The organism is Bacillus sp. R45, from assembly GCF_021729365.1.
In the GTDB taxonomy this organism is placed as follows: domain Bacteria; phylum Bacillota; class Bacilli; order Bacillales; family Bacillaceae; genus Bacillus; species Bacillus velezensis.
Window position 1 is genome coordinate 2998278 of the sequence record NZ_CP091421.1, and the last position, 25445, is coordinate 3023722.

25 protein-coding genes are annotated in these 25445 nt (G+C 46.5%); 19 read left to right on the top strand and 6 right to left on the bottom strand.

The annotated features are described in order from the left end of the window. The first annotated feature begins 51 nt into the window (after window positions 1-51). The 3 genes from L3V45_RS14785 to L3V45_RS14795 all read left to right on the top strand — a co-directional run bounded on the left by L3V45_RS14785 (window position 52) and on the right by L3V45_RS14795 (window position 3055). Window positions 52-1215: a MalY/PatB family protein gene (locus L3V45_RS14785; RefSeq protein ID WP_015387793.1), complete on the top strand. Its 1164-nt coding sequence runs from the start codon at window positions 52-54 to the stop codon at window positions 1213-1215. 122 nt (window positions 1216-1337) lie between these two features. Further along, window positions 1338-2621, top strand: a complete 1284-nt coding sequence (locus L3V45_RS14790; protein ID WP_003152088.1) for a sensor histidine kinase — start codon at window positions 1338-1340, stop codon at window positions 2619-2621. A gap of 47 nt (window positions 2622-2668) precedes the next feature. Beyond that, a complete protein-coding gene (locus L3V45_RS14795; RefSeq protein WP_003152087.1) occupies window positions 2669-3055 on the top strand; it encodes a kinase-associated lipoprotein KapB in 387 nt (128 codons plus the stop codon). 24 nt (window positions 3056-3079) lie between these two features. Here L3V45_RS14795 and kapD read toward each other — a convergent pair whose 3' ends face one another. Beyond that, window positions 3080-3697, bottom strand: a complete 618-nt coding sequence (gene kapD, locus L3V45_RS14800) for a 3'-5' exonuclease KapD (protein WP_003152084.1) — start codon at window positions 3695-3697, stop codon at window positions 3080-3082. A gap of 150 nt (window positions 3698-3847) precedes the next feature. Here kapD and L3V45_RS14805 point away from each other — a divergent pair, with 150 nt between their 5' ends. The 3 genes from L3V45_RS14805 (at window position 3848) to L3V45_RS14815 (ending at window position 7491) form a co-directional block, all read left to right on the top strand. Next, the gene (locus L3V45_RS14805) at window positions 3848-5092 is read left to right on the top strand and encodes a multidrug efflux MFS transporter (protein WP_236837051.1); all 1245 of its coding nucleotides are present in this window, start codon (window positions 3848-3850) and stop codon (window positions 5090-5092) included. Window positions 5093-5181: 89 nt separating this feature from the next. Beyond that, a complete protein-coding gene (locus tag L3V45_RS14810) occupies window positions 5182-7056 on the top strand; it encodes a transglycosylase domain-containing protein (protein ID WP_236837053.1) in 1875 nt (624 codons plus the stop codon). 21 nt (window positions 7057-7077) lie between these two features. After that, a complete protein-coding gene (locus L3V45_RS14815) occupies window positions 7078-7491 on the top strand; it encodes a thiol-disulfide oxidoreductase DCC family protein (protein ID WP_014305710.1) in 414 nt (137 codons plus the stop codon). 14 nt (window positions 7492-7505) lie between these two features. On the opposite strand, the gene L3V45_RS14820 is transcribed toward L3V45_RS14815, so the two are convergent. Then, complete coding sequence (locus L3V45_RS14820; protein WP_014305711.1) at window positions 7506-8063, bottom strand: YufK family protein; 558 nt, start codon at window positions 8061-8063, stop codon at window positions 7506-7508. Window positions 8064-8237: 174 nt separating this feature from the next. Between L3V45_RS14820 and malK the strand changes: the two genes are divergently transcribed. From malK to nupQ, 6 genes are all read left to right on the top strand, one after another. Then, window positions 8238-9839 carry a malate sensor histidine kinase MalK gene (gene malK, locus L3V45_RS14825; protein ID WP_015387789.1) on the top strand — a complete coding sequence of 534 codons (1602 nt, stop codon included), beginning with the start codon at window positions 8238-8240 and terminating at the stop codon, window positions 9837-9839. Then, window positions 9832-10539 carry a response regulator gene (locus tag L3V45_RS14830; protein WP_003152077.1) on the top strand — a complete coding sequence of 236 codons (708 nt, stop codon included), beginning with the start codon at window positions 9832-9834 and terminating at the stop codon, window positions 10537-10539. The genes malK and L3V45_RS14830 overlap by 8 nt, the downstream gene beginning before the upstream one ends. Window positions 10540-10940: 401 nt before the next feature. After that, window positions 10941-12014 (top strand): BMP family lipoprotein, encoded by a 1074-nt coding sequence (locus L3V45_RS14835; RefSeq protein ID WP_069473557.1) that lies wholly within the window; start codon window positions 10941-10943, stop codon window positions 12012-12014. A gap of 141 nt (window positions 12015-12155) precedes the next feature. Further along, the gene (locus L3V45_RS14840; protein ID WP_032858207.1) at window positions 12156-13688 is read left to right on the top strand and encodes an ABC transporter ATP-binding protein; all 1533 of its coding nucleotides are present in this window, start codon (window positions 12156-12158) and stop codon (window positions 13686-13688) included. Beyond that, window positions 13681-14727 (top strand): ABC transporter permease, encoded by a 1047-nt coding sequence (locus tag L3V45_RS14845; RefSeq protein WP_003152073.1) that lies wholly within the window; start codon window positions 13681-13683, stop codon window positions 14725-14727. The genes L3V45_RS14840 and L3V45_RS14845 overlap by 8 nt, the downstream gene beginning before the upstream one ends. Next, window positions 14728-15687, top strand: coding sequence for a guanosine ABC transporter permease NupQ (gene nupQ, locus L3V45_RS14850; protein WP_003152071.1), 960 nt, complete (start codon window positions 14728-14730; stop codon window positions 15685-15687). 44 nt (window positions 15688-15731) lie between these two features. Here the strand turns inward: nupQ and L3V45_RS14855 are convergent, their stop codons facing one another. Beyond that, entirely contained in the window at window positions 15732-15950 is a 219-nt protein-coding gene (locus L3V45_RS14855) for a hypothetical protein (protein WP_003152069.1), read from the bottom strand. A gap of 242 nt (window positions 15951-16192) precedes the next feature. On the opposite strand from L3V45_RS14855, the gene L3V45_RS14860 reads away from it, so the two are divergent. The 7 genes from L3V45_RS14860 to mnhG are packed head-to-tail and all read left to right on the top strand — an operon-like array spanning window position 16193 to window position 21962. After that, window positions 16193-18595, top strand: coding sequence for a Na+/H+ antiporter subunit A (locus L3V45_RS14860; protein ID WP_015387786.1), 2403 nt, complete (start codon window positions 16193-16195; stop codon window positions 18593-18595). Next, window positions 18592-19023 carry a Na(+)/H(+) antiporter subunit B gene (locus tag L3V45_RS14865; protein WP_003152066.1) on the top strand — a complete coding sequence of 144 codons (432 nt, stop codon included), beginning with the start codon at window positions 18592-18594 and terminating at the stop codon, window positions 19021-19023. The genes L3V45_RS14860 and L3V45_RS14865 overlap by 4 nt, the downstream gene beginning before the upstream one ends. Beyond that, window positions 19023-19364 carry a Na(+)/H(+) antiporter subunit C gene (locus L3V45_RS14870; RefSeq protein ID WP_003152063.1) on the top strand — a complete coding sequence of 114 codons (342 nt, stop codon included), beginning with the start codon at window positions 19023-19025 and terminating at the stop codon, window positions 19362-19364. Before L3V45_RS14865 ends, L3V45_RS14870 begins: the two co-directional genes overlap by 1 nt. Beyond that, window positions 19357-20838, top strand: coding sequence for a Na+/H+ antiporter subunit D (locus L3V45_RS14875; RefSeq protein ID WP_003152061.1), 1482 nt, complete (start codon window positions 19357-19359; stop codon window positions 20836-20838). The genes L3V45_RS14870 and L3V45_RS14875 overlap by 8 nt, the downstream gene beginning before the upstream one ends. A 5-nt stretch (window positions 20839-20843) precedes the next feature. Then, window positions 20844-21320, top strand: coding sequence for a Na+/H+ antiporter subunit E (locus L3V45_RS14880; RefSeq protein ID WP_003152059.1), 477 nt, complete (start codon window positions 20844-20846; stop codon window positions 21318-21320). Further along, window positions 21320-21604 carry a Na(+)/H(+) antiporter subunit F1 gene (locus L3V45_RS14885; RefSeq protein WP_003152057.1) on the top strand — a complete coding sequence of 95 codons (285 nt, stop codon included), beginning with the start codon at window positions 21320-21322 and terminating at the stop codon, window positions 21602-21604. The genes L3V45_RS14880 and L3V45_RS14885 overlap by 1 nt, the downstream gene beginning before the upstream one ends. Then, window positions 21588-21962: a monovalent cation/H(+) antiporter subunit G gene (mnhG, locus tag L3V45_RS14890; RefSeq protein ID WP_003152056.1), complete on the top strand. Its 375-nt coding sequence runs from the start codon at window positions 21588-21590 to the stop codon at window positions 21960-21962. The genes L3V45_RS14885 and mnhG overlap by 17 nt, the downstream gene beginning before the upstream one ends. Window positions 21963-22001: 39 nt before the next feature. On the opposite strand, the gene L3V45_RS14895 is transcribed toward mnhG, so the two are convergent. The 3 genes from L3V45_RS14895 to L3V45_RS14905 form a co-directional block, all read right to left on the bottom strand. Next, complete coding sequence (locus L3V45_RS14895; RefSeq protein ID WP_003152054.1) at window positions 22002-22385, bottom strand: hotdog fold thioesterase; 384 nt, start codon at window positions 22383-22385, stop codon at window positions 22002-22004. Between the two features lie 21 nt (window positions 22386-22406). Beyond that, a complete protein-coding gene (locus L3V45_RS14900; RefSeq protein WP_003152052.1) occupies window positions 22407-23051 on the bottom strand; it encodes a two-component system response regulator ComA in 645 nt (214 codons plus the stop codon). An 80-nt stretch (window positions 23052-23131) separates the two neighbouring features. Next, complete coding sequence (locus tag L3V45_RS14905; protein WP_236837055.1) at window positions 23132-25432, bottom strand: histidine kinase; 2301 nt, start codon at window positions 25430-25432, stop codon at window positions 23132-23134. Between the last annotated feature and the right edge of the window lie 13 nt (window positions 25433-25445).

The window sequence follows — 25445 nt, forward strand, 5'->3', positions numbered from 1 at the left end:
TTTTATCATAGATACGCTGTGCAAAATAATGATACTACAGGAGTGACATACATGAACTTTGATCTTCGAGAAAACCGTCTTGGCACACAATCGGTGAAATGGGACAAGGCGGAAGCGTTATTCGGCGTATCGGATGCACTTCCGATGTGGGTTGCCGATATGGATTTCCGCGCTCCCGAAGCGGTCACTGACGCCTTAAAAGCCCGCCTTGACCACGGCATATTCGGTTATACGTCTCCTGACGAAAACACAAGAGAAGCCGTCGCTTCATGGCTTGAGACACGGCACGGCTACCGGCCCGATCCCGCAAGCATCACGTTCAGTCCCGGGGTTGTCACGGCAATCAGCATGGCAGTACAAGCCTTTACCGAACCGGGCGATCCGGTGTTGATTCAATCACCGGTGTATACGCCTTTTTATCAGATGATCAAGGAAAACAAACGGCAGGTTTTACATAACCCATTACGGGAAGAGAACGGCGTCTACTGCATGGATTTTGAGGATCTTGAGAAAAAGCTGAGCGATTCTGAGGTCAAGCTGATGATTCTTTGTAATCCCCACAATCCGTCCGGCAGAGCGTGGAGCCGGGATGAGCTTATGCAGCTCGGATCGCTGTGCGCCGCTCATAACGTCACCGTCGTTTCTGACGAGATACATTCCGACTTGATGCTGTACGGAAAGCCGCATACGCCTTTTGCTTCTCTGTCTGAGGAGTTTGCGCGGATTTCCATTACTTGTGTCGCGCCGAGCAAGACGTTTAATATTGCCGGCATTCAGGCATCCGCCATTATCATTCCCGACCGTTATAAGCGGGCGAAATTCTCCGCCGCATTGCATCAGAACGGGATTTCCAGCCTCAACACATTTGCGGTTGCAGCAATCGAAGCGGCTTATACAAAGGGAGGCCCTTGGCTTGACGCACTGATTCCTTACATTGAAAGGAATATGAAATTGGCTGAGGACTTTTTAAGAAAAGAATTGCCGAAAGTCCGCATGATGAAACCTGACGCTTCCTATTTGATCTGGATGGATTTCAGCGGATACGGATTTTCGGATGCCGAGCTCAAAGAAAGAATGCTCAAAAAAGGGAAAATCATATTAGAGCCGGGAACGAAATACGGACCGGGCGGCGAAGGATTTATGAGACTTAATGTCGGCTGTTCAGCCGCCGCCGTAAAAGAAGGGCTTAAGAGAATGAAAGCAGCGCTCTCTTAGCAGCGGAAAGAACGCCTTTATCAGATGAGATAAGGGCGTTCGCTTTAGAGAAATAAATACTTTTTTTGCCGGTAAAGATGTTATAATAGATTCATATTTACATAGGAAAGGATTTCGCATAAATGGAGATTGTAAAGGATTACCTGCTTCACTTCTCTTTTATTTTATTCCCTATTTTTCTCTATCAAGTCTTCTGGCTCAGCAAGCCCGATTTGCTTGTGCCGAGAGCGAACCGCCTGCTGGTCGCCGTATTTGCAGCGTCATCTTCCTTATTATGTACGGCTTTTCCCATCCAGGAGCTTCATTCCGTCCGTTACGGTTTGCAGCTGATTCCCATTATCGTCTGCCTGCTTTATTCCGGTACCGCAGCAGGACTTGCCGCAGGGGCGGCATCCGTTTTTTTTCAGCTCATATGGTTTGAACCTTCCGCTCTTTTTTTCTTATCCTTAATTCCTTTTTTAATCATCATCCCTATCCAGCTCCAAACGAAATGGCCTTTTTTCTCAAAGCGGAAGAAACTGCTTTTCGCTCTTCTCATCGGCTGCACTGAAACCGCCTTATTAACCGCATCTGTCTTCATCTATTCCGCGACCAATATTTTCAATTTTCAAAATCTATCTTCCGTTTATTATGAGGCGGCAGTATCCGTTTTTTTTCAAGTCAGCGCCCTTTTGCTGTGCATTTATTTGATTGAGATCATTGATGAGAATGCGTCCATGCGGGCAAGACTGATTCACTCAGAAAAAATGGCCGTCGTCAGCGAGCTTGCGGCAAGCGTCGCCCATGAAGTCCGCAATCCGCTTACGGTCGTCAGAGGTTTTGTGCAGCTGCTGTTCAGCGGCGAGCAGCTTCAGGACAAATCCCACTCCGGATATCAGAAACTTGTGCTGTCCGAACTCGACCGGGCTCAGACGATCATTACGAATTATCTCGATATGGCGAAGCAGGATGACTATGAAAAAGAAAAGTTTGATATTTCACTGCTCGTAAAGGAAACAGGTTCCTTAATGGAGTCTTATGCCAATTTTAAATCGGTGACCGTGACTGTTCAAAGCGAGCCTGATTTATATGTGTTCGGCGATGTAAAAAAACTGAAACAGGCCTTCATTAATCTGATTAAAAACAGTATTGAAGCCGTGCCCTCTGAAAACGGCCGAATCGAGGTCTCCGTCCAAAAACAGGAAGAGATGATTCTCATTCAGATTACGGATAACGGAATCGGCATGTCCGATGAAGAACTGCAGAAACTCGGCAAACCGTATTATACGCTGAAAACGAATGGCACCGGGCTCGGGCTTACCGTGACATTCTCGATTATTCAGCATCATGAAGGCTCCGTCTATTTCACCAGCGGCGAGCACTCGGGCACAACGGCTTCAGTCAGGCTTCCGGCAGCTGTTCACTAGCCAATCGCGTTGATCTTTTATAGAATAACTAGAGAGAGGTGAACGCTATGAATTCGTTTGAAATCGGCACAATCGTAAAAGGGTTTTATAAAACAGGAGCATACATAGGGGAAGTGACAGACGTCAGGCCCAATCACTATTTAGTGAAAATTAAAGCCGTTCTGACGCATCCCGCTCAAGGAGATCTTCATCATCCGAAGCAGGCGGATGTTCCGTTCTTTCATGAAAGAAGAGCGCTTGCATTCGGGGAACAGACAAACATACCGCATCAGATGGTCAAACCGTTTGATGGCGAAGTTCCTGATTATACGGCTTCCTTACAAGCGGCGTCTGCCCGGCTGAAAGATCAGCTTACAGCGGACGGCTCAGAATGGGCGGAACGTTCGCTCGCCAACTTGGCCGCGTTAGAGCGTGACTATTTTAAAAGAACTTGACCCAGTCGGCATGATTGGGTTTTTTTATGTGGCCCGGCGAAACAGTTCTGTCAGATCGACGCGATCACCGATCGTCGGAGGTTTCGGTTTTTCAAGATATTGTTTATCCCGCTCGACAAGCTTGAATAATTTGTATGTCGTCCGCGCATCATCCAGCGCTTTATGATGCGTGCCCGTCCCTTTATCGCCATACTCTTCCGCCGCTTTCCAAAGGCCGGTCAATGTTCTGTCGCCAAAGAAGTTTTTATATTCTAGGGACAGATCCCGAAGTTCTCCTTTGAACGGAAAAGGGATGTGGTTAAACATGCAATTTTGCTTTAACACTTTCATATCCATATTGCCCCAGGTGACGATCGTGCAGTTTTTATCAGGATCAAGCTCATTTAATTTGCGGATGAATTCATTAAACGTGATTCCGCCGTCCACGTCTTTTTGGGTGATGTTCAGAAAGGTTTTGCATCGTTTCGTCAGCTTTGGAAATTTTTTCGGTTTGATATAACTCGAAAACGTTTCAGTCACTTCATCATTCACCGTCTTGACAATCCCCGCTTCAATAATCTCGGGAAAGAAATTTTGCGGGCTGTATTTTCCGTCAGGCATCGTAAATTCAAAATCAATAATGAGCAGACTGCGCTGATCCACTTTTTTACACCTGCCTTTCCTCCGATCAAAAATGATATTTTATGATAGTATATCAGTTTCCCCTCTGAAACTTTCTTCATTTTCTAAAAATAATGAATTTTCCTATATCCGCATCGAAAATACAAATACCGGATTCATTCCTATATACTAATGATTAGACACACGAAAATTAAAGAAGGTGATGTTATTTCTGTCCGTAAGAAGAACTTCGTCGTCATTTGGATTACAAATTTCTTTATTTCCGCCAGCATGACCATGATTGTTCCGTTTCTTTCGTTATATATCGAAACGATCAGCCCCCATTCGGGCGGGTATGTGCAGAGATGGAGCGGGTATGTGTTCGGCGTCACGTTTTTAATGGCGTTTGTGATTTCCCCGTTTTGGGGCAGATTCGGCGATAAGCGCGGCTACAAAAAAATTCTCTTGATCACAGGCACCGGCATTGCCGTCAGCATTTTATTGATGGGGTTTGTGACATCCGTTTATCAGCTGTTTGTCCTCCGGCTGCTTATGGGTCTTGTAACAGGCTTTGTTCCGACTTCGCTTGCCATGATTTCGGCGCAGACGCCGAAAGAGACTGCCGGGAAAACGCTCGGCACGCTGCAGATGGGTCAGGTGTCAGGCACTTTATTCGGACCGATGCTGGGCGGGCTGCTCGCTGACAGCTTCGGGTTTACGTACACATTTTTTATTACGTCTTTTGTTATTTTTGTATCCGTGCTTCTCGTTTTATTTCAGGTGAATGAGCAGCCGCTCGGCGAGAAACAAAACAAGCGGAAAACCTATTCCAGAAAACAGGTGCTCTCTTATATTTTTCACCAGCCCGCGCTTTGGGCGATGATGGTGCTTACCATGATCGTGCAGACCGGCAATTTCAGCATCCAGCCGCTGCTCGCTTTATATGTCAATGAGCTGCACGGACCTGTTAATTTAGCCTTTTTCTCCGGAATGGCGTTTTCAGCGACCGGACTCGGAAGCTTATTGCTTGCCCGGAAGTGGGGGGACTTCGGCGACCGCTTCGGCCACAGCCGGATCTTAATCGTGCTTTTGATTGCATCAGCGGTGTTTTTTATTCCGCAGGCGCTCGCCTCCTCTCTGTCCATTCTGTTAGTCTTCAGATTTCTGTTCGGCATGGTCATGGGCGGCACGCTCCCCTGCATTACGGCCGCGATCCGCGTCAAGGCTCCGGGCAGCATCCAGGGAGAGGTGCTCGGCTATAACGTCAGCTTTCGTTTTCTCGGAAACGTGCTCGGCCCTCTGCTCGGAGGTGCGGTCTCAAGCGGTTTTTCTATTTCGGCTGCTTTCTACGTCACCGCCTTTCTCTTTTTAATAGGCGCGGGGCTTTTATGGATGGCGGGACATCTGCAAAAGGATACAGCGTCAAATGCGGGCTGACCGGCAGCGATCACGATTTCTTCTAAATTTAACCTTCTCGTATTCTTAAAAGAATGATACGATATGGCTAGAAATCAGGAGAAAAGAGAGTGACCATGGTACGTAAAATAATCGGATGGATTTTGCTGCTCGGCATTATCCCGTTGTGTGCATTTACAGTTATTGCTTCCGGCAAAGAGGTAAAACAAATCAAGCCTTTTGATCAGGTGCTCGATAAACATATTGATTTAAAAGCGATCAACCTGGTTCAAAACAGTTACATGTATGACAGGGACGGAAGCCTTGTTTCTGAGATTGTCAGCGATCATGAGAACCGCGTGATCGTGCCCTTTAATAAAATACCGAATGAGGTAAAACAGCTGTTTTTAACCTCTGAAGACCGCCATTTTTATGAGCATAAAGGGTTTGACTTTATGGGGATGGTCAGGGCGGCCGCCTCCAATTTCAAAGATCATAAAATTGACCAGGGCGCCAGCACCATCACCCAGCAGCTGGCAAGGAATGTGTATTTAAGCCATGAACGCACCTTCAGCCGAAAACTGACGGAGCTGGCCTATTCCTATCAGCTTGAGAAAAAATACAGCAAAGATGAGATTTTAGAAGGCTACTTAAATACGATTTATTTTAATAACGGTGTATACGGTGTCGGTTCGGCGGCACAATTTTATTTCAGCAAGCCGCTGAAATCTCTCACTTTGGGAGAGATGGCCTTTATCTGCGCCATCCCTAATAACCCTACATTATATGATCCTCTCAAGCATTTTGATTATACGAAAAAACGACAAGTCAGATTGCTTAACGGATTGAAAAAAGCAGGCGTTATATCCGGGAAACAGCTGAAAAAAGCCGAAAAGGAAAAGATCAAGCTTGATATAAACGAAAAAACAAATAAATATCCTGACTATGTTTCCTATGTAAATGATGAATTCACACAGCTTGTTTCCTCATCCGAAGGCTATGACAAACGTCTTGAAAAAGCTTCCGGAAAGGCGAAACAAAAAATACAGAGTGAGCTTTCCGACAGAGTCAGCACATTGTTAAAAGACGGCGTGAAGATTTATACGGCGCTGAATCCGTATATGCAAAACCAGGTCGTCACCCAAGTGAATCAAAATCTGCCGTATGCAGGCGTCCAGGGCGGAGCGGCCGTGATTAATCATCAGACACATCAGATTATCGCGCTTTCAGGCGGGAAAGATTATCATAAATATGATTTCAACCGCGCCTATCAAGCATACAGACAGCCCGGTTCATCCATTAAGCCGCTGCTTGATTACGGACCTTACATTGAAAAGACCGGCGCAACGCCACACAGCAAAATTGACGCAAGCAAATTCTGCAGTGCGGATTACTGCCCGCAGAACTATAATAACCGCACATACGGCACGGTTACGCTGGAAACGGCGTTTAAATACTCGTACAACACACCGGCCATCAGAATCATGGACCGCGTCGGCGTCAATAAGGCGTTCAGCTACCTTGAACCGTTTCATTTCGCGAAGCTGGTCAGCGCGGATTACCGCCTGCCTGCGGCGCTGGGCGGTTTTACAAACGGCATGACGCCGCTTGAAATGACCAATGCGTACACCACGTTCGGCAACAACGGCGTTTATACGCCGAGTCACGCGATTACAAAAGTGACTGATTTAAAAGGAAAAACGATATTAAAATGGAAAGATGAGCCGGCGCAGGTATTCAGCGTGCGGACCAACATGCAGATCAAAGAAATGATGAAAGCCGTCGTCAAAAGCGGAACAGGAAAAAAAGCGAACTTTAAAGCTCCGTACGTCGGCGGAAAATCAGGAACGTCAAATGACTATCACGATATGTGGTTTGTCGGCCTGACGGACGCTTATACGATGGGGGTATGGGTCGGCAAGGATACACCGTCAAGCGTCGAATACCTTCATGAAGCAAGCCCTCAGCTTTCGATCTGGAAAAACACGCTGCAGGCAGCTTATTAAAGATAACGGAGGGGATCCGCTTTGAAACCAGCTCAGCTTCCGGACCGCGTGCTTTTGTTTGACGGCGTCTGCAACTTATGCAGCGGCGCCGTTCAATTCATCATTAAACGCGATCCGGCCGGCAAAATCTCATTTGCTTCATTGCAATCAGATACCGCCCGGGAGCTTTTGGCATCAGAAGGACTTCCGACAGAACAATTTGACAGCATGATTTTTATCGAAAACGGGCGGATATACAAAAAATCCGCAGCCGTGTTAAAGGTTTCCCGTCATCTCCGCGGAGCCTGGCGGCTGTCAGCGGTTTTTTTCGCAGTGCCCCGCCCCCTCAGGGACAGAGCCTATTCTTTCATCGCCCGGCGCCGTTACAAATGGTTCGGAAAAAGGGAAGCATGCATGCTCCCCTCCCCTGAGATCAAAAACAGATTTCTGTCTTAACAAAAATGGCTAGCTTACACAGGTAAGCTAGCCATTATGCTATTATAAAGCTTGATAAAGATGTACAAAATACCGATAACAAAAGTAAACCAAAACAGAATCTCAAGCAATATAAAACCGATCAGCGAAACGATCGAGAGTGTCGAATAGATTCTGTACACCATGAAAATCAAATAAATGAGCGTAACAACGGCAAATAACGCCGCAATCCAAAAACCATTCTGCACGAGCGCAAAGGAAAGAATTCCTCCGCCTACATAAATTAAAGAGCCTAATCTGATTTTTTTCAGATTGTCCCCCTCAGGGTCATTTGTGAAAAACAAAAGAGACAGCTCTGTCACTGTGTTTGCAATCAGCTTCAAAGCCGAAAAAAGCATAAAATACACAAGGGCGAACGCTGCAAAAAGCGCCAGTCTGATCCCTTTCTCAGAGAAATAATCCAGCATCCCCTGATACATGCCGAGCGTCTGAAGTATCTTCATGACATAAAGCGAGGTAGAAATGGATAATGACGAACTAAAAAGCAGAATCGCAACGAGCGGAAAATAACCCGTCCAATAAGTATTTTTCATATAAAAAGTCCCTTTCTGTAATCTACCTCACTTATTATGGAGGACTTAAAACACATTGACAAGATAAAAAATTCCATTTTTCCTCACTTTTACGAAATAAGGGCCTGATCTTCACAAACCGGCTTTTTCGGAGTAAAGTAGAACGCGGGAATGATAAACGTAAGGAAGGCTGTTATGAAAAAAACATTAAAATTGCAAACCCGGTTAACGATATTCGTCTGTATTGTCGTCCTTATCGCACTTTGTATCACCTTTTTCACGATCAGCGTCCAGACCGCGGACCGCGTGAAAGAAGAAGAACGGACAACCGCGCTGCGCACCGCAAAGCTGGTCGCGGAAACACCGAGTGTCGCGCAGGCATTGCAAACAAGAAAAGGGCTGAAAGAGCTCCGGAATTATACACTGGATGTCCAGCATACGACAGGAACCGAATTTGTCGTGGTGATGGATATGAACAGCATCCGCCTCACCCACCCCGACGCAAATAAAATCGGGAAGAAATTCACCGGCGGAGACGAACAGCCGGCGTTGCACGGCCATATCAAAACGAGCACATCAGCGGGAACTCTCGGAAAATCCATGAGAGCCTTCGTACCGATCTATGGAAAAGATAAAAAACAAGTGGGCGTCGTTTCGGTCGGAATTTCGCTTAACAAAATACAGGATGTCGTCAGCCACAGTTTGAGACCGCTTTATTTCATCATCTGCGTAAGTATTTTTGTCGGCGTCATCGGAGCCGTCATTGTCGCCCGCACCGTCAAAAACATTATGTACGGTCTTGAGCCTTATGAAATCGCCACCCTCCTGGAAGAGCGGAGCGCCATGCTCGAATCAACGAAGGAAGGCATCCTTGCGGTTGACGCGCGGGGAAAAATAAAGCTTGCCAATGCGGAAGCGAAACGGCTTTTTATTAAAATGGGTATTCCGACTAATCCGGTCGATCAAGATGTGAACGATATTCTCCCGAAAAGCCGGCTGAAACAGGTGATTGAAACGAAAAAACCGCTTCAGGACAGGGATATCCGCATTAATGGACTTGAGCTGGTCTTTAATGAAGTTCCGATTCATCTGAAAGGACAAACCGTCGGAGCGATCGCCACGTTCAGAGACAAAACGGAGGTCAAACATTTAGCAGAACAGCTGTCCGGTGTTAAAATGTATGCAAACGCATTAAGAGCCCAGTCTCACGAATTCATGAATAAGCTTCATGTCATTTTAGGGCTTGTCCAGTTAAAAGAATACGATGATCTCGGCACTTACATTAAAGACATTGCCATTCAGCAGAAGACGGAAACAAGCGAGATTATAAGTGATGTCAAAAGTCCGGTTCTCGCAGGGTTTCTTCTGGGAAAACAAAGCTACATACGCGAGCAGGGCGCTGATCTGGACATTCAGCTCGGCAGCCTGATTCCGAATGCGGCGGATCCGGCCGTCATCCATGAGCTCATTACGATTATCGGAAACCTGTTAAACAACGCGCTCGACGCGGTGGCGCAGATGCCGAAAAAAAACATTACGTGCTCGATGCGGTTTCAGGATCGCCAGCTTGACATAGAGATTACGGACACGGGAGCCGGAATGTCTGCGGCAGACCAAGCCCGTATTTTTGAACAAGGTTATTCCACGAAAGGGACAAACCGGGGGTTCGGCCTCTATTTCACCCAGCAGGCAACAGAAAATTTAAAAGGCCATATGATTGTGACAAGTGAAAAGAATGAAGGAACGACTTTCAGTCTTCGCATTCCGTATGAACCGAAGGAGGAAAATGATGATTAATGTACTCATAGTTGAAGACGACCCCATGGTGGGTGAATTAAATAAGCGCTACCTCAGCCAGATTGAAGGATTTCAGCTGAAAGGGATCGCATCATCCTTTCAAAGCGCGCTGCACGTGCTGAGCGAGCATCATATCGATCTCATCCTTCTTGACATTTACATGCCGGGAAAAAACGGGCTTGAGCTTTTAACGGAAATCCGCAAGCAGAATGAATCGGTTGATGTCATCGTCATTTCGGCCGCAAGCGAGCTGGACGTCATTAAAAAAACGCTTCGGTACGGCGCCGTCGATTATTTAATCAAACCATTTGAATTTGACCGCTTTCAAACCGCTCTTTCCGACTACAGACGCAAGCAGAAAGTTTATCAATCACACAGAAGCATGACACAGAAAGAATTGGATGCCGAGCTTTTTCAAAAGAAAGAAGCAGCGGAAAAGGTTCACCTTCCGAAGGGATTGACAAAGAGCACGCTTAAACTCATCTGGGCGAGCATTGAGTCTTTCGGCGACGGCTCTTTTACCACGGAAGATCTCGCCAAGCATACTGAAATCTCGCAAGTCTCCATCCGGAAATACCTTAAATTTCTGGAAGACATACAAGTGCTGAATGTAGAGATGGCGTACGGCACGATCGGCAGACCCGTCTTTCAATATCATATCAACACCGGCAATGTCAGCAGCATCAAACAATATTTATAATGTCAAAAAGCGCCGTTTCGCTGTGAACGGTGCTTTTTTACTGTCATATCCCGTGACAAAAGGCTTGAGATTCCTTTTTGATATGCTATATAAGGATAATGACCCGGCTGATCCTCCTCTGTTTTAACCAGATGAGGAAGCCGATTCATAAAATTGATATTTTTTAAAAAATAAGCAAATTTCTATTTATTTATGGCGGGTAAAATGATAAATTATGATTGGTTAGCAGATCTTTTCAGATAAGTCATAAGTCCCGAACCCGGAAGAGACAGCCGCTCAAGGCGGGAAAAAGAGAGACGTCTCATCATTATTATCAGAAAGTTTTTTCGATTCTGCATCCGGCACGGGGACTCAAGTCTGAATTGAACGGCACAGCCATATTTTACAGGGGGGTTATATCTTTGAAAAAACGCAAAATCGGAATGGCGATGGCGCTCATCGCAGCGGCCGGAACCATATTAAGCGCATGCGGTTCAAGTGACAAAGCAAACGGCTCCGGCAGCAAAAACTTTACCGTCGGCATGGTAACGGATATCGGCGGTGTTGATGACAAATCATTTAACCAGTCCGCCTGGGAAGGCATCCAGGCATTCGGAAAAGACAACGGGCTTAAAAAAGGCAAAAGCGGTTTTGACTATCTTCAATCAAAATCAGATGCAGATTATACAACGAACTTAAATAAATTAGCGCGGGAACACTTTGACCTGATTTACGGCGTCGGGTATCTGATGCAGGATTCCATCAGCGAAATCGCCGATCAGCGCAAAGACACACATTTTGCGATCATTGACGCCGTTGTCAAAAAAGACAACGTGGCGAGCCTTACATTTAAGGAACAGGAAGGTTCATTCCTCGTGGGAGCGGCCGCTGCGCTATCGAGCAAAACGGGAAAAGTCGGATTCGTGGGCGGAATGGAATCTGAATTGATCAAAAAATTTGAAATCGGCTTCCGCGCGGGTGTACAAGCCGCAAATCCGAAAGCGACCGTCGAAGTGAAATATGCGGGCGGGTTTGACAAAGCCGATGTCGGCAAGGCGACGGCTGAAAGCATGTACAAATCAGGCGTTGACGTCATTTATCACGCGGCCGGCGCAACGGGAACGGGTGTCTTCACAGAAGCGAAAAATCTGAAAAAAGAAGATCCGAAGCGGAACGTATGGGTTATCGGTGTCGATAAAGACCAGTACGCGGAAGGCCAAGTCAAAGGAACAAAATACAATGTCACTCTCACATCAATGGTCAAAAAAGTGGATACTGCCGTGGAGGACTTAACGAAAAAAGCGAGTGACGGTAAATTCCCGGGCGGCAAAACATTAACATACGGTTTGGCGCAAGATGCAGTCGGCATCTCGGATCACAAGGAGAACCTTTCTGACGATGTCATCAAAGCAACAGACGATTGGAAGAAGAAAATCGCGGACGGACTCGTGATCCCTTCAACTGAAAAAGAATTGAAATCCTTCAAGGCTGAGTAAGAACCAGGGGATAAGGAGACTTTCGTGCTTATCCCCTCTCTTTTTTGAAAAGAGCGGTGAAGGAAAAGCTGCATCTCTTGCAGCTTTTCTTTTGCCAAGCTCTTTCTCATCAAAGTATCTCTGAAAAGGAGCGACAAATCTGTGGATTATATCATTGAAATGCTTAATATACGCAAGGAATTTCCCGGAATCGTCGCCAATGATGACGTCACGCTTCAAGTGAAAAAAGGCGAAATACACGCCCTTCTCGGTGAAAACGGCGCCGGAAAATCGACACTCATGAACGTTTTATTCGGCCTGTATCAGCCGGAAAAAGGCGAGATCCGGGTGCGTGGCGAACGCGTTCACATCAACAGTCCGAACAAAGCCAACGATCTCGGCATCGGGATGGTGCACCAGCATTTTATGCTTGTGGATACCTTCACCGTCTCAGAAAATATCATTCTCGGAAAAGAGCCGAAAACTTTCGGCCGAATTGACAGACAGCGCGCCGCCCGGGACGTGCGTGATATTTCCGACCGTTACGGCCTGCACATTGATCCTGAAGCCAAAGTTGCCGATATCTCCGTCGGTATGCAGCAGCGGGCGGAAATATTAAAGACCCTCTACCGGGGCGCCGACATTCTCATTTTTGACGAGCCGACCGCGGTGCTGACTCCGCACGAAATTCAAGAACTGATTCAGATTATGAAAAATCTTGTCAATGAAGGAAAATCAATTATCCTCATCACCCACAAATTAAAAGAGATTATGGAAGTCTGCGACCGTGTCACCATCATCCGGAAAGGAAAAGGCATTACAACACTTGATGTCGCACATACGGATCAAGATGAACTGGCAAGCCTTATGGTCGGACGCGAAGTGTCATTCAAGACGGATAAACAGCCGGCTGAACCGAAACAAGAAGTGCTTTCGCTTTCTGATGTAACGGTGAAAGACGCGCGCGGCGTTGAGGCGGTCAAACAGCTCTCCCTCTCTGTCAGAGCCGGTGAAATCGTCGGCATTGCGGGCGTTGACGGAAACGGCCAGTCTGAATTAATTGAAGCCATTACAGGTCTCAGAAAAACAAATGCCGGCACGATTACGTTAAACGGCAAACAGCTGCAAAATATGCCGCCCAGGAAAGTCACTGAATCCGGAATCGGGCATATTCCGCAGGACAGACATAAACACGGGCTCGTCCTTGATTTTCCGATCGGAGAAAATATCGTGCTGCAAAGTTATTACCAAAAGCCCTACTCTTCTTTCGGCATATTAAATAAACACACGATTTATAACAAAGCGCGAAGCCTGATTGAAGAATACGATGTCAGAACACCTGATGAATATACGCCTGCGCGCGCTCTCTCCGGGGGGAATCAGCAAAAGGCCATTATCGGCCGGGAAGTGGACAGAAATCCGGATCTTTTAATTGCGGCCCAGCCGACGCGGGGACTCGATGTCGGCGCGATTGAATTCGTCCATAAAAAGCTCATTGAGCAGCGTGACGCCGGTAAAGCGGTGCTTCTGTTATCTTTTGAACTTGATGAAATAATGAATCTCAGCGATCGCATCGCCGTCATCTTTGAAGGCAGCATCATCGCAAACGTCAATCCGCTTGAAACAAACGAGCAGGAGCTCGGACTTTTAATGGCGGGAAGTAAGCAAATGGAGGCGGGGAAAACACATGATTAATCGACTTTCTCATCTGGCTGTGCCGCTGATTGCGATCATCCTTGGATTAGCTGCGGGTGCGGTCATCATGCTCGCCAGCGGCTACAATGTCGTAAGCGGGTATTCGGCTCTTTGGAGCGGCATTTTCGGTGAAGTGTATTACATCGGGGAATCGATCCGGCAGATTACGCCATATATTCTGTCCGGATTGGCCGTGGCATTCGCATTTCGGACCGGCCTGTTTAATATCGGGGTTGAAGGACAGCTCCTTGTCGGCTGGACCGCCGCGGTGTGGGTCGGCGCTTCCTTTGACGCCCCAGCTTACGTCCACCTTCCGCTTTCGTTATTGGCGGCTGCGGCTGCGGGCGGCATTTGGGGCCTGATTCCCGGATTTTTAAAAGCCCGTTTTTTTGTCCACGAAGTGATTGTCACGATCATGATGAATTATATCGCTCTTCATTTAACCAATTATCTCATTTCCGATGTCATGACGGACCACCGGGACAAAACAGACAAAATTCATGAAAGCGCGTCGCTCCGCTCGCCGTTTTTAGAGCAGCTGACAGATTACTCCCGCCTTCATTGGGGCATTCTGATCGCTCTGTTTGCGGCAGTCCTCATGTGGTTTATCATTCATAAAACAAAAAGCGGATTTGAATTCCGGGCTGTCGGCTTTAACCAGCACGCCGCACAATACGCCGGAATGAGCGTCAGAAAAAATATGATGTACGCCATGATGATTTCCGGGGCCTTCGCAGGGCTTGCCGGCGCGATGGAAGGACTCGGAACCTTTCAATATGCGGCGGTTAAGGGCGCCTTTACCGGCGTCGGCTTCGACGGCATTGCGGTTGCGCTTCTCGGCGGCAGCACGGCAATCGGCGTTGTTCTGGCGGCATGTCTTCTCGGCGGCCTTAAAGTCGGGGCATTAAATATGCCGATTGAATCCGGGGTGCCTTCTGAAGTCGTTGACATCGTCATCGCCATTATTATTTTGTTTGTGGCATCAAGCTACGCCATCCGTCTCATCCTTGATAAATTGAAGAAAAAGGGGGCGAAGTAAGTGGACTTCCTGCAGATTTTATCCATTATTGTTCCGGCAACACTCGTATATGCGGCTCCGCTTATTTTAACCGCTCTCGGCGGCGTGTTTTCTGAAAGATCGGGGGTTGTCAACATCGGTCTTGAAGGACTGATGATTATCGGCGCCTTTACAAGCGTCATGTTCAACTTATTTTTCGGACGCGAGCTTGGCGCCGCCGCTCCGTGGCTCGCTCTGGCTGCGGCTATGATTGCCGGCGGACTGTTCTCACTGATCCACGCGGCTGCCGCGGTTTCTTTCCGCGCCGATCAGACGGTAACCGGTGTGGCGATCAATATGCTCGCGTTAGGAGCGACACTGTTTATCGTCAAACTGATTTACGGAAAGGCGCAGACTGATAAAATCCCGGAGCCCTTTTACAAAACGAACATTCCCGGGTTAAGCGATATTCCGGTTTTAGGAAAGATTTTCTTTTCAGACGTATATTATACATCGATTTTAGCCATCGTACTGGCCTTTGTTTCCTGGTTTATTTTATTCAAAACGCCGTTCGGCCTTCGCATCCGTTCTGTCGGGGAACATCCGATGGCGGCCGATACGATGGGAATCAACGTGTTCGGCATGCGCTATATCGGCGTCATGATCAGCGGGCTGTTCGGCGGGCTCGGCGGCGGTGTGTATGCTTCCACGATCGCGCTTGATTTCACGCACTCCACCATTTCCGGACAAGGCTTTATCGCTCTCGCCGCGCTGGTTTTCGGCAAATGGCATCCGATCGGCGCGCTCGGGGCTGCGCTGTTCTTCGGGTTTGCGCAGAGTTTGAGCATTATCGGCTCGCTTTTGCCCCTGTTCAAAGACATTCCGAATGTATACATGCTGATGGCTCCTTACATTCTGACCATTCTCGCGCTTGCCGGCTTCATCGGCCGCGCGGATGCGCCTAAAGCCAACGGCATCCCTTATATTAAAGGAAAACGCTGATTGCCACACAAAAAGAGTTCCGCACCCTGGTGCCGGAACTCTTTTCATCTATATACGATTCTGATATACTCACGCGGCTGAAACGGCGTTTGCATTGATTCAGCCGCACTCAGCTTGTCTTCTGCGTATTCCGCACCGAGAAAAAAATGCTCCCAATCATCTGCTTCCGTCTGCTGCCGCGTTTTGCAGAAATCATCAACTATGAATGTTCCTGCAATAATAGAACAAAATATTCCAATACAGGCCGCCGCCTTTCTCTTCATCTGACCAGCTCCTTTTGTAAAGCTTGATCTGAAAAAGAAATGTATATACAAAGATCCGGATATTTGATAAATTTATTTTGGGTTCAAAAGACCACAAAAACACAAAGAGGAATACATTATGCCGTAGCAGGGTAAAAAAAAGTGCGATATAATTTGTACTGGGTCCTATGACCGTGAATTGATTGATTCATTCTTACATAAAGCAGTTGCTTGATGAAAAAACAAGCAAAGGAGGTCTTCTGTTGCAGCTGTTACATTTCGCGATTTTGGCGCCTTTTTTATTTGCATTTATCGTTCCCTTTCTTTATAAACGGGTAAAACAAGTCCATACAGGCTGGTTTGTGCTGATAGTGCCCGTTGTGCTGTTTGTTTACTTTATCAGCAAGCTCCCTGTCACAATGGCTGGAGAAACCGTCCGGTATGCGGCCGAATGGATTCCGTCCCTCGGTATTAACTATACCGTTTATATTGACGGACTCGGGCTGTTATTCGCTTTATTGATTACGGGCATCGGCTCTTTGGTGACGCTTTACAGTATTTTTTACTTATCGAAGGACAAAGAAAAGCTCGGCCCTTTTTATGTGTACCTGCTGATGTTTATGGGCGCGATGCTCGGCGTTGTGCTCGTCGATAACGTCATCGTGCTTTATATGTTCTGGGAGCTGACAAGCCTGTCATCCTTCTTATTAATTGGGTATTGGCATAAGCGGAAGAAATCACGCTACGGGGCGGAAAAATCACTGCTGATTACCGTCGGCGGCGGGCTGTGCATGCTCGGCGGATTTATCCTGCTGTATCTGATGACGGATTCTTTCAGTATCAGGGAAATGGTCAACCAGGTGCATATTATCGCAGGCCACCCGTTCTTTATTCCGGCGATGGTTCTCCTGTTATTGGGGGCCTTTACAAAATCAGCGCAGTTTCCGTTTTATATCTGGCTTCCTGATGCCATGGAGGCGCCGACTCCTGTCAGCGCCTATCTGCACTCGGCTACAATGGTGAAAGCGGGTATTTATCTGATTGCCAGATTCAGTCCGGTTTTTGCTTTTTCACCCGTCTGGTTTTGGACGGTTGCCTCAGTCGGTCTGATCACGATGGTATGGGCTTCCTTTAATGCGATTAAACAAACCGATTTAAAAGCGATTCTGGCATTTTCCACAGTCAGCCAGCTCGGTATGATTGTATCGATGCTCGGCGCAGGAGCCGCCGCGCTTCATTATGAGCATTCAGAGTATTTTACGGCGGCTGTCACCGCGGCTGTGTTTCACTTAATTAACCATGCTACTTTTAAAGGAAGTTTATTTATGGCGGCCGGCATTATCGACCATGAAACGGGAACGCGGGATATCCGCAGGCTCGGCGGCCTGATGGCGCTCATGCCGGTAACGTTCACCGTTTCACTGATCGGAACGTTTTCCATGGCCGGTCTCCCTCCGTTTAACGGCTTTTTAAGTAAAGAAATGTTCTTTACAAGTATGCTGCGGATTGCTCATGCAGATATTTTCAGCCTGGATACGTGGGGCGTGCTGTTCCCCGTTCTCGCATGGATCGGGAGCGTCTTCACTTTCATCTACAGCATGAAGCTGTTTTTCAGAACGTTCCGAGGCGCGCGCAAAACGGATCAGCTTGAAAAGACGCCGCATGAAGCTCCGCTCGGCATGCTGATTTCGCCGGTGATTCTTGCCGCTTGCGCCGTCAGTCTGTTTTTTGCCCCGAACGTTTTGTCTTACAGCCTGATTGAACCGGCGATGAACTCCATTTATCCCGCTCTGTTAACCGGCGGAGATACATTCCATGTCCATATTTCCCAGTGGCACGGGGTGACGGCTGAGGTAATGATGACCCTCGGCATCATCATTGTCGGCACGATCGGTTACGTAACGCTGTCTAAATGGGAGCGTCTGTACGGTCTGTTTCCGAAAAAACTGACGCTGAACAAGCTTTACGATGCGGTGACGGGCAGTATGGAAAAAAGATCTTACCAGCTGACGTCATCTTATATGACCGGATTTTTGCGGGATTATCTGCTGTATATCTTTGCGTCGTTTATCATTCTCATCGGAGCGGCGTTCGTCATGAAAGGCGGCTTTTCCATGACAGCGAAAGGAATGGCTGAGATCGGCCTGTATGAAATCGTGCTGTCCCTCGTTATGGTGAGCGCAACGATTGCGACTGTGTTCGCCAAATCACGGCTGACGGCCATTATCTCACTCGGTGTTGTCGGGTACACACTCGCGCTGTTTTTCGTGATTTTCAGAGCGCCCGATCTGGCGCTCACGCAGCTCGTCATTGAGACGATATCCGTCGCCTTGTTTCTTCTTTGTTTTTACCATCTGCCGAAAATGCGGCGGAAAAAGAAGACAAGAACATTCCGGATGACGAATTTTATCATTTCTCTCGGTGTCGGCGTCATCGTGACAATGCTCGGAATCGCGTCTTCCAGCGAAAAAACAAAAGACAGCATCTCCTCCTTTTTCACCGCTTACAGCCATAAGCTCGGGGGAGGAAACAATATCGTCAACGTCATCCTCGTTGATTTCAGGGGATTTGACACGATGTTTGAAATTACGGTGCTGTCGATTGCCGCACTCGGGATTTACGGCATGATCAGAACAAAAGTAACAGAGGAGGGAGAAAAGCGTTGAGACAGCCAAAAACAAACGACATCATCCTTCAGACGGCAACGAAGCTTGTATCTTTTATCATTCTGCTTTTCTCTTTCTATTTATTTTTATCGGGGCATAACGCCCCCGGCGGAGGATTTGTCGGCGGACTGATTACGTCTTCGGCCATCGTGCTGCTGCTTTTGGCCTTTGATTTAAAAACCGTCAAATCGATTTTGCCCGTCAATTTTATTTATGTGGCGGGCGCGGGTCTGCTTATCGCGATTGCAACGGGTGCAGGTTCGTTCTTATTCGGAGCGCCCTTTCTCACCCATACATTCGGCCATTTTCATCTCCCGGTGCTCGGGAATACGGAGCTTGCGACGGCCACTTTGTTTGATTTAGGTGTGTATCTCGTTGTTGTCGGCGTGACGATGACCATTATTCAAACGATTGGAGAGGAAGAATAGTGGAAATCTTAATGTCTGTCATTGCCGGTATTTTGTTTATGGCGGCAACCTACCTGCTGCTTTCTAAAAGTCTGCTGCGCGTGATTATCGGCACCGCGCTTTTGAGCCACGGCGTCCATTTGCTGCTCCTGACCATGGGCGGACTGAAAAAAGGCGCTCCTCCCATACTGGGCGGAAAAAGCACGTCCTTTGTCGATCCGCTGCCGCAGGCACTCATACTGACGGCGATCGTTATTTCGTTCGGCGTCACGTCCTTCCTGCTTGTGATGGCGTTTCGCGCCTATCAGGAACTGAAAACGGACGATATGGATCGAATGAGGGGAAATGATCAACATGAATAACTTTGTGATATTGCCTATTCTGGTGCCGCTGCTTGCCGCAGTGCTGCTGATTTTTATGAACAGGCACGTGATGCTGATGCGGATATTCAGCACTGCCGCTTCCTGTGTCTCCATCGTCATCAGCGCCGCTCTCGTTCAGACGGTTTTCACACACGGGATTCAGACGCTGACACTCGGCGGCTGGAAAGCGCCGTACGGCATTGTGCTCGCCGCGGATCAGCTTGCCGCACTGCTTGTTTTGACAACCGCCATAATCGGGCTGCTCGTCACCCTGTACTCCTTCCGCTCCATCGGAGAAAAAAGGGAGCGCGCTTTCTATTATTCAGGGGTGCAGTTTCTTCTGGCCGGCGTAAGCGGAGCGTTTTTGACGGGTGACCTGTTCAACATGTACGTCTTTTTTGAGCTTCTGCTTATCGCGTCCTACATGCTGATCGTGCTTGGCGGAACGAAAATTCAATTAAGAGAATCATTGAAGTATATCGTGTTTAACATTGTGTCATCCGCGTTTTTTGTCATCGGCGTCGGTTACTTATATGCGGTGACGGGCACGCTGAATATGGCTGATCTAAGCGTAAAAATAAGCGAATCGGGCCAGACCGGGCTGATAACCGTGATCGGCGTCCTTCTTCTCGTCGTTTTCGGTTTAAAGGGCGGGATATTCCCGCTGTATTTCTGGATGCCGGGCTCTTATTACGCCCCGCCGGCTGCAATTTCGGCTTTATTCGGGTCTCTTTTGACGAAAGTCGGCCTGTATGCCATTTTAAGAGTATTCACCCTGATCTTTATTCACGATACGGGCTTTACCCACCAATTGATGATGTGGCTTGCGATGCTGACGGTGCTATTCGGCGTAATCGGATCTATCGCCTTTTCGGATGTCATGAAAATCGTCATCTACAATATTATTACAGCCGTCGGCGTGATTTTGTTCGGCATTGCCATGAACACGCCGGCCTCCATTCAAGGAGCGGTTTATTACTTGATTCACGATATGCTGATTAAAGGAGCGCTGTTTATGCTTGCCGGCACGCTTATCGCATTGACAGGCACTGCCAGCCTGCATAAAATGGGCGGACTGATCACCCGTTATCCCGTTTTAGGATGGATGTTCTTTATTTCAGCCATATCTTTGGCCGGCATCCCGCCGTTCAGCGGATTTGTGGGCAAGCTGAAGATCGCGGAAGGCGGGTTCGATAAGGGGGAAACATTGTTTTCCGTATTGATTCTTGTATCAAGCCTGCTTGTGCTCTATTCGGTGCTGAAGGTTTTTACGACGGCTTTTTGGGGCGAAGAAAAAGAAATCCCCGGCGCAGGCGGACGGTCCGCAAAAGGACTTCTTTATCCGGCAGCCGCTTTTCTCCTTTTGTCGCTTCTGTTCGGGCTCGGAACCGAATGGGTTTCACCGTATGTCAATCAGACGGCTGAGAATCTGCTGAATCCGGAAAAATACATTGAAGCTGTTTTGAAGGAGTAGATGGCATGGCTTTTCAACTATTATTAAACGTTCTTCTCGCTGTTTGCTGGATGTTTCTCACAAACAGCCTCAGCACGGCGGGTTTTATAACCGGATTTATCGCAGGCTTGGCGGCGCTGTTTTTTTTCCGGCGCTTCTTCTCGCGGCCGTTTTACATTTGGAAAATATGGTCAGTCATCAGACTGGTGCTGATCTTTATAAAGGAACTATATTTGGCCAATGTCAGCGTGCTGAAAACCGTTATAGCGCCGAAACTGAACATCCGCCCGGGCATTTTCGCGTTTAAGACGGAATTGACGGAGGATTGGGAGATCACGCTGCTCTCGCTGTTAATCACTTTAACACCGGGTACGCTCGTGATGGATATCTCCGATGACCGGTCGATTCTCTATATACACGCCATGGATATTGAAGATGCGGAGAAAGCGATCCACGACATCCGCGTCTCTTTTGAGAAAGCCATTCAGGAGGTGAGCCGCTGATGTTTACGTTTATTCTGCAATTATCACTCGGCATTATGGCGGTTTCGACTCTTCTGTACGTCATTCGCGTCATGAAAGGGCCGACGATACCGGACCGGGTCGTCGCGCTTGATGGAATCGGCATTAATCTGATTGCCATGACCGCGCTTGTATCCATTCTCTTAAACACATCGGCCTTTTTGGACATCATTCTGCTGCTCGGCATTTTATCGTTTATCGGCACGATTGCCTTTGCTAAGTTTTTGGAGAAAGGAGAGATTATCGAAAATGATCGAAATCGTTAAATGGGCCGTCGCCGTTTGTATTCTGATGGGATCGCTGATCTGCCTGGTCGCGTCTTTCGGCACACTCAGGCTTCCTGATGTGTATACGCGCGCCCACGCCTCTTCAAAAGGCTCGACACTCGGCGTTAATTTGGTATTGCTCGGGGTGTTAGGCTACTTGTGGATGCTGACCGGAGAAATTTCTGTAAAAATACTGCTCGGCATCATTTTTATCCTGCTGACGGCGCCGGTCGGAGCGCACCTCATATGCAGGGCCGCGTACAATTCGGGAGCGGCGCTTGATAAAAGAAGCGTTCAGGATGATTACAAAGGGATCAGAAACTTTGTGATCAAACGAAAAGAAGATTCATATTTGTAAAAACAAACAGCCGGACGATTCAGGGTTCCGGCTGTTTGTTTATTTTGTTATAACAGCCAGCGTACAGCGGGAAACACAGATCAGCCTTTCTCGTTCATCGAAAATGTTAATCCCGTACACAATGGTTGCCCTGCCTGTGTGAACGGGTTCCGCTATCGCCGTGACCGTTCCGCCCTCTTTCACGGACTTTAAATGATTGGCATTAATCTCAAGCCCGACACACGCCTGTTTCGACCGGTCGATAAAATGCTGGGCCCCGACACTTGCAGCAGTCTCCGCCAGCGCTGCTGATGCACCCCCATGCAGATATCCGAAAGGCTGCACCGTCCTCTTATCCACCGGCATCACCGCCACGCATCTCTCCGGCGTGTTTTCAGTGATTTCAATACCGAGTGCGCCGAGCAATGTATTGTTCAGATTCATAGGTCATTCTCCCTTCAAGATTTATAGTACGTTATCTGACTTGGCGATCAGCACCGCTTCAGTTCGGGAGCCGACATTCAGCTTATTAAAAATGGATGTCAGGCTGTATTCAATCGACCGCTTGCTTAAGTGAAGCGCATCTGCGATTTCCTGATTGGTCAAACCTTTTTCGACCTCTTGGAGAATATGGCGCTCTCTCGGGGTTAACCGATCCTGCTCACTTTGAGGGGAAGAAGACGTTTTTGTTTTTTGCTGGGTCATCAGCTGTTTGAAATAGGAGAAATCAACTAAAATCTGTCCGTTGAGCACGTGATATATGTATTGCATGATTTTCTCTTTAGATTCGGTTTTGCTGATGGCGCCATGCAGGCCCGCGCGGATGGATTCTTCAAAATAATCTTCAACCTCATAGCCTGTGTAGACAATGATTTTACAGAGAGGATTCTCTTTTAAGATTTTCTTGGAAAGCTCGATGCCGCTGATGTCATCACCCAGATTTAAATCCATTAATATGAGATCGTAAGCTGAAAAATCATGCCGGAGAACGAATTGTTCACTGGCATCAGGACTGAGGCAATCGACAGAAAGATTCGTGTCCGTTTCCAGAATCGTCTTGGTCCCCTCCATGACAGCCGGATGATCATCAATCACTAGTATCTTTTTCATGGTTTCCTCCCTTTTACTCACTCATTTCCATTTTATTAAAAAGACTTGGCTTCTGCCAAGTCGATTTGGTGATAAAATGGTTACAATTCCATTTCAATATCCGCTTTAAAACCGTTTCCTTCACTTGTGTCGATTTTCATCCGTCCGTCAAGCGCACGGACGCGCTCCTTGATACCCGAAAGACCCATGCTCATCGACTGTCCGCCGCCTTCTTCCTGATTGCAGCCGACACCGTCGTCTTCATAATGCAGAATCACTTTATTTTGAATGCTGATCAGCATAATCAGCACCTCATTCGCCTGTGAATGCTTCATGGCGTTCGAAAGAAATTCCTGAATAATGCGGTACAAATTCAGCTGCGTATCCAAATCCAGCGCCGCCGTAAACCGGCCCGTATTCAGACGGATATGAAACGGCGCACGCTCCTGCTGCTGCGCGGCAAGCTTGGATACCGCCTTGACCAGACCCAAATCATACAGCAGCTGAGGCCGAAGCTCATGGCACGTCTCCCGGGTCATCAAAATGACATCCGACATCTGCTCATTCATCTGATGAAGCTTGTCCTGCACCTCTATGTGGCAGGGCTCTTCTTTCTTAAAATCGGCCAGAAACAGCTCACACTGGCGCTTCAAAGAAATCAAATCCTGCAGCACTGAATCATGCAGATCACGGGCCAAATCCGAACGCTGCTTTTCCTCGATCGTAAACATCAGCTTTTTGAGCCAGACCGGGTTTGTCTCCTGTTTCTTTAAATCTTCGAGGTGATTCATAAGTTCTTCGATTTTAAGCACATTCTCCATCGTAATACTGGTGTAGAATGATAAGGTTTTTAACCAAGAAATCTCATCCCAGGTTAGTTTCGGAGTATTCATAAATGATAAACACAGTACAATGTATGATTTACTGCCCCGTTCCCCTATTTTCATTAAAAACCCTTTATCCACCTGAACTATTTTGCCAATTTCGCTTGTCGTTTCAGCTAATTGATGAGAATACGGCTCCCATAATTTTTTCTCATTATCATTAAAAAAACACCTTATATTTAAGTCTCCTTCTACTTCTAAAACACATACTTTACTAATCATCAAAACTTCAAGTAGAGTAGATTCAAGTTCAGTGAATACTTGTTTTAATGATGAAGCTCCTTTAATTATTTGAGTAAACTTGAATATGCTATCCTGATAATTATGTTTTTCAGAAAAACGCTTTAAACGGAAACGAAAATCTAAGATCTCTTTTGAATAAAACACAGCCAACATAATAATATATGTCAGCAAAGTTAGTTTAAACGTATAAAACTCTGAGTTTGGATCTTGTACAAGATCATAAATTGTAATAATAAGTAAAGTAGGAGTGACAGCTAAAAGACTATAATATTTCAACCGCCCAATAATAAAATCAATTTCATAGATTTTATTAGTCATAAATTGATAAACTAAAGAAAAAGGAATTAATAAAAGAAAAGGCGCAACTAAAAAAGAAGAAACATAATAGTCATTAAAAATGATGTAGGGTGCCACATACAAGAATACAAATGGTGAGAAAGCAAAAATATTAATTAAAAGAAAAGTCTTAAGAATATTTGCTTGCTCTGTTTTTTTGTACTTTATTAAACCTATGGTAATGAAAAATAAAGCTATTAAATAAAGGAGAGATATTGATACTAAATTAACTTTCCCCACTACTCCTCTTTCAAAGCAATGCCTAAAAAACTCTAGTATTATATTAATAACAGGGACTGTATATAAAGCAACAAAAACTTTCCCGTTAAAAATCTTGTATCCAAATTCTTTGATATATTGATAAATAAACAAGAGATAATTTACCGGTACGGATATTAAAGTTATGACATTTACGTATCGGCTTATTATATCTCCTTTTGATGAACCTCCCGCACTCACATATGCTATACCTGTAGTGAGTAAAAAGATGATCAATATAAAAGCTGAAACTGAATCTTGCTCCTTATTAATTTTTAAAATAAGGATAATACAACTAAGGCATACAAAGAAAAAAATAACAGGTATTAAATAAACAAATAAGTTGTCTTCACTTAATAAACTTAAATTTTTGAGATCAACTATTTCACCAGATCTTTCAACTGTCATAGATCTAACGTTTTTCAATGTATTTTGTTTTAAATCTTTTGGTTCAACGCTCTTATTCTGATTAATTTTTATTACAATGTCACCTTTTTTAACACCAGCATAATAAGCCATTGTGTAATCTGATACTTTGGTAATCTCTATTTGATTCTTGTTATTAACATTTGCGGTGGCTCCTACAAACAAATTATTTACATTTATATAAGTTAAATAGAAAATATAAGACAAGCTGAGTAAAATCAATAAAATGGAATACGTATTTTTAGATAACTTCATATTTACCCCTGTT

Excerpts from the sequence above, each read along its gene's own strand:
- L3V45_RS14895 (WP_003152054.1), bottom strand. The coding sequence starts at position 22,385 with ATGAATCTGAACAATACATTGCTCGGCGCACTCGGTATTGAAATCACT.
- L3V45_RS14830 (WP_003152077.1), top strand. The coding sequence starts at position 9,832 with ATGATTAATGTACTCATAGTTGAAGACGACCCCATGGTGGGTGAATTA.
- L3V45_RS14885 (WP_003152057.1), top strand. The coding sequence starts at position 21,320 with ATGTTTACGTTTATTCTGCAATTATCACTCGGCATTATGGCGGTTTCG.
- L3V45_RS14900 (WP_003152052.1), bottom strand. The coding sequence starts at position 23,051 with ATGAAAAAGATACTAGTGATTGATGATCATCCGGCTGTCATGGAGGGG.
- mnhG (WP_003152056.1), top strand. The coding sequence starts at position 21,588 with ATGATCGAAATCGTTAAATGGGCCGTCGCCGTTTGTATTCTGATGGGA.
- L3V45_RS14820 (WP_014305711.1), bottom strand. The coding sequence starts at position 8,063 with ATGAAAAATACTTATTGGACGGGTTATTTTCCGCTCGTTGCGATTCTG.
- L3V45_RS14880 (WP_003152059.1), top strand. The coding sequence starts at position 20,844 with ATGGCTTTTCAACTATTATTAAACGTTCTTCTCGCTGTTTGCTGGATG.
- malK (WP_015387789.1), top strand. The coding sequence starts at position 8,238 with ATGAAAAAAACATTAAAATTGCAAACCCGGTTAACGATATTCGTCTGT.
- L3V45_RS14785 (WP_015387793.1), top strand. The coding sequence starts at position 52 with ATGAACTTTGATCTTCGAGAAAACCGTCTTGGCACACAATCGGTGAAA.
- L3V45_RS14795 (WP_003152087.1), top strand. The coding sequence starts at position 2,669 with ATGAATTCGTTTGAAATCGGCACAATCGTAAAAGGGTTTTATAAAACA.
- L3V45_RS14855 (WP_003152069.1), bottom strand. The coding sequence starts at position 15,950 with ATGAAGAGAAAGGCGGCGGCCTGTATTGGAATATTTTGTTCTATTATT.
- L3V45_RS14875 (WP_003152061.1), top strand. The coding sequence starts at position 19,357 with ATGAATAACTTTGTGATATTGCCTATTCTGGTGCCGCTGCTTGCCGCA.
- L3V45_RS14845 (WP_003152073.1), top strand. The coding sequence starts at position 13,681 with ATGATTAATCGACTTTCTCATCTGGCTGTGCCGCTGATTGCGATCATC.
- L3V45_RS14790 (WP_003152088.1), top strand. The coding sequence starts at position 1,338 with ATGGAGATTGTAAAGGATTACCTGCTTCACTTCTCTTTTATTTTATTC.
- L3V45_RS14805 (WP_236837051.1), top strand. The coding sequence starts at position 3,848 with ATGATTAGACACACGAAAATTAAAGAAGGTGATGTTATTTCTGTCCGT.
- L3V45_RS14905 (WP_236837055.1), bottom strand. The coding sequence starts at position 25,432 with ATGAAGTTATCTAAAAATACGTATTCCATTTTATTGATTTTACTCAGC.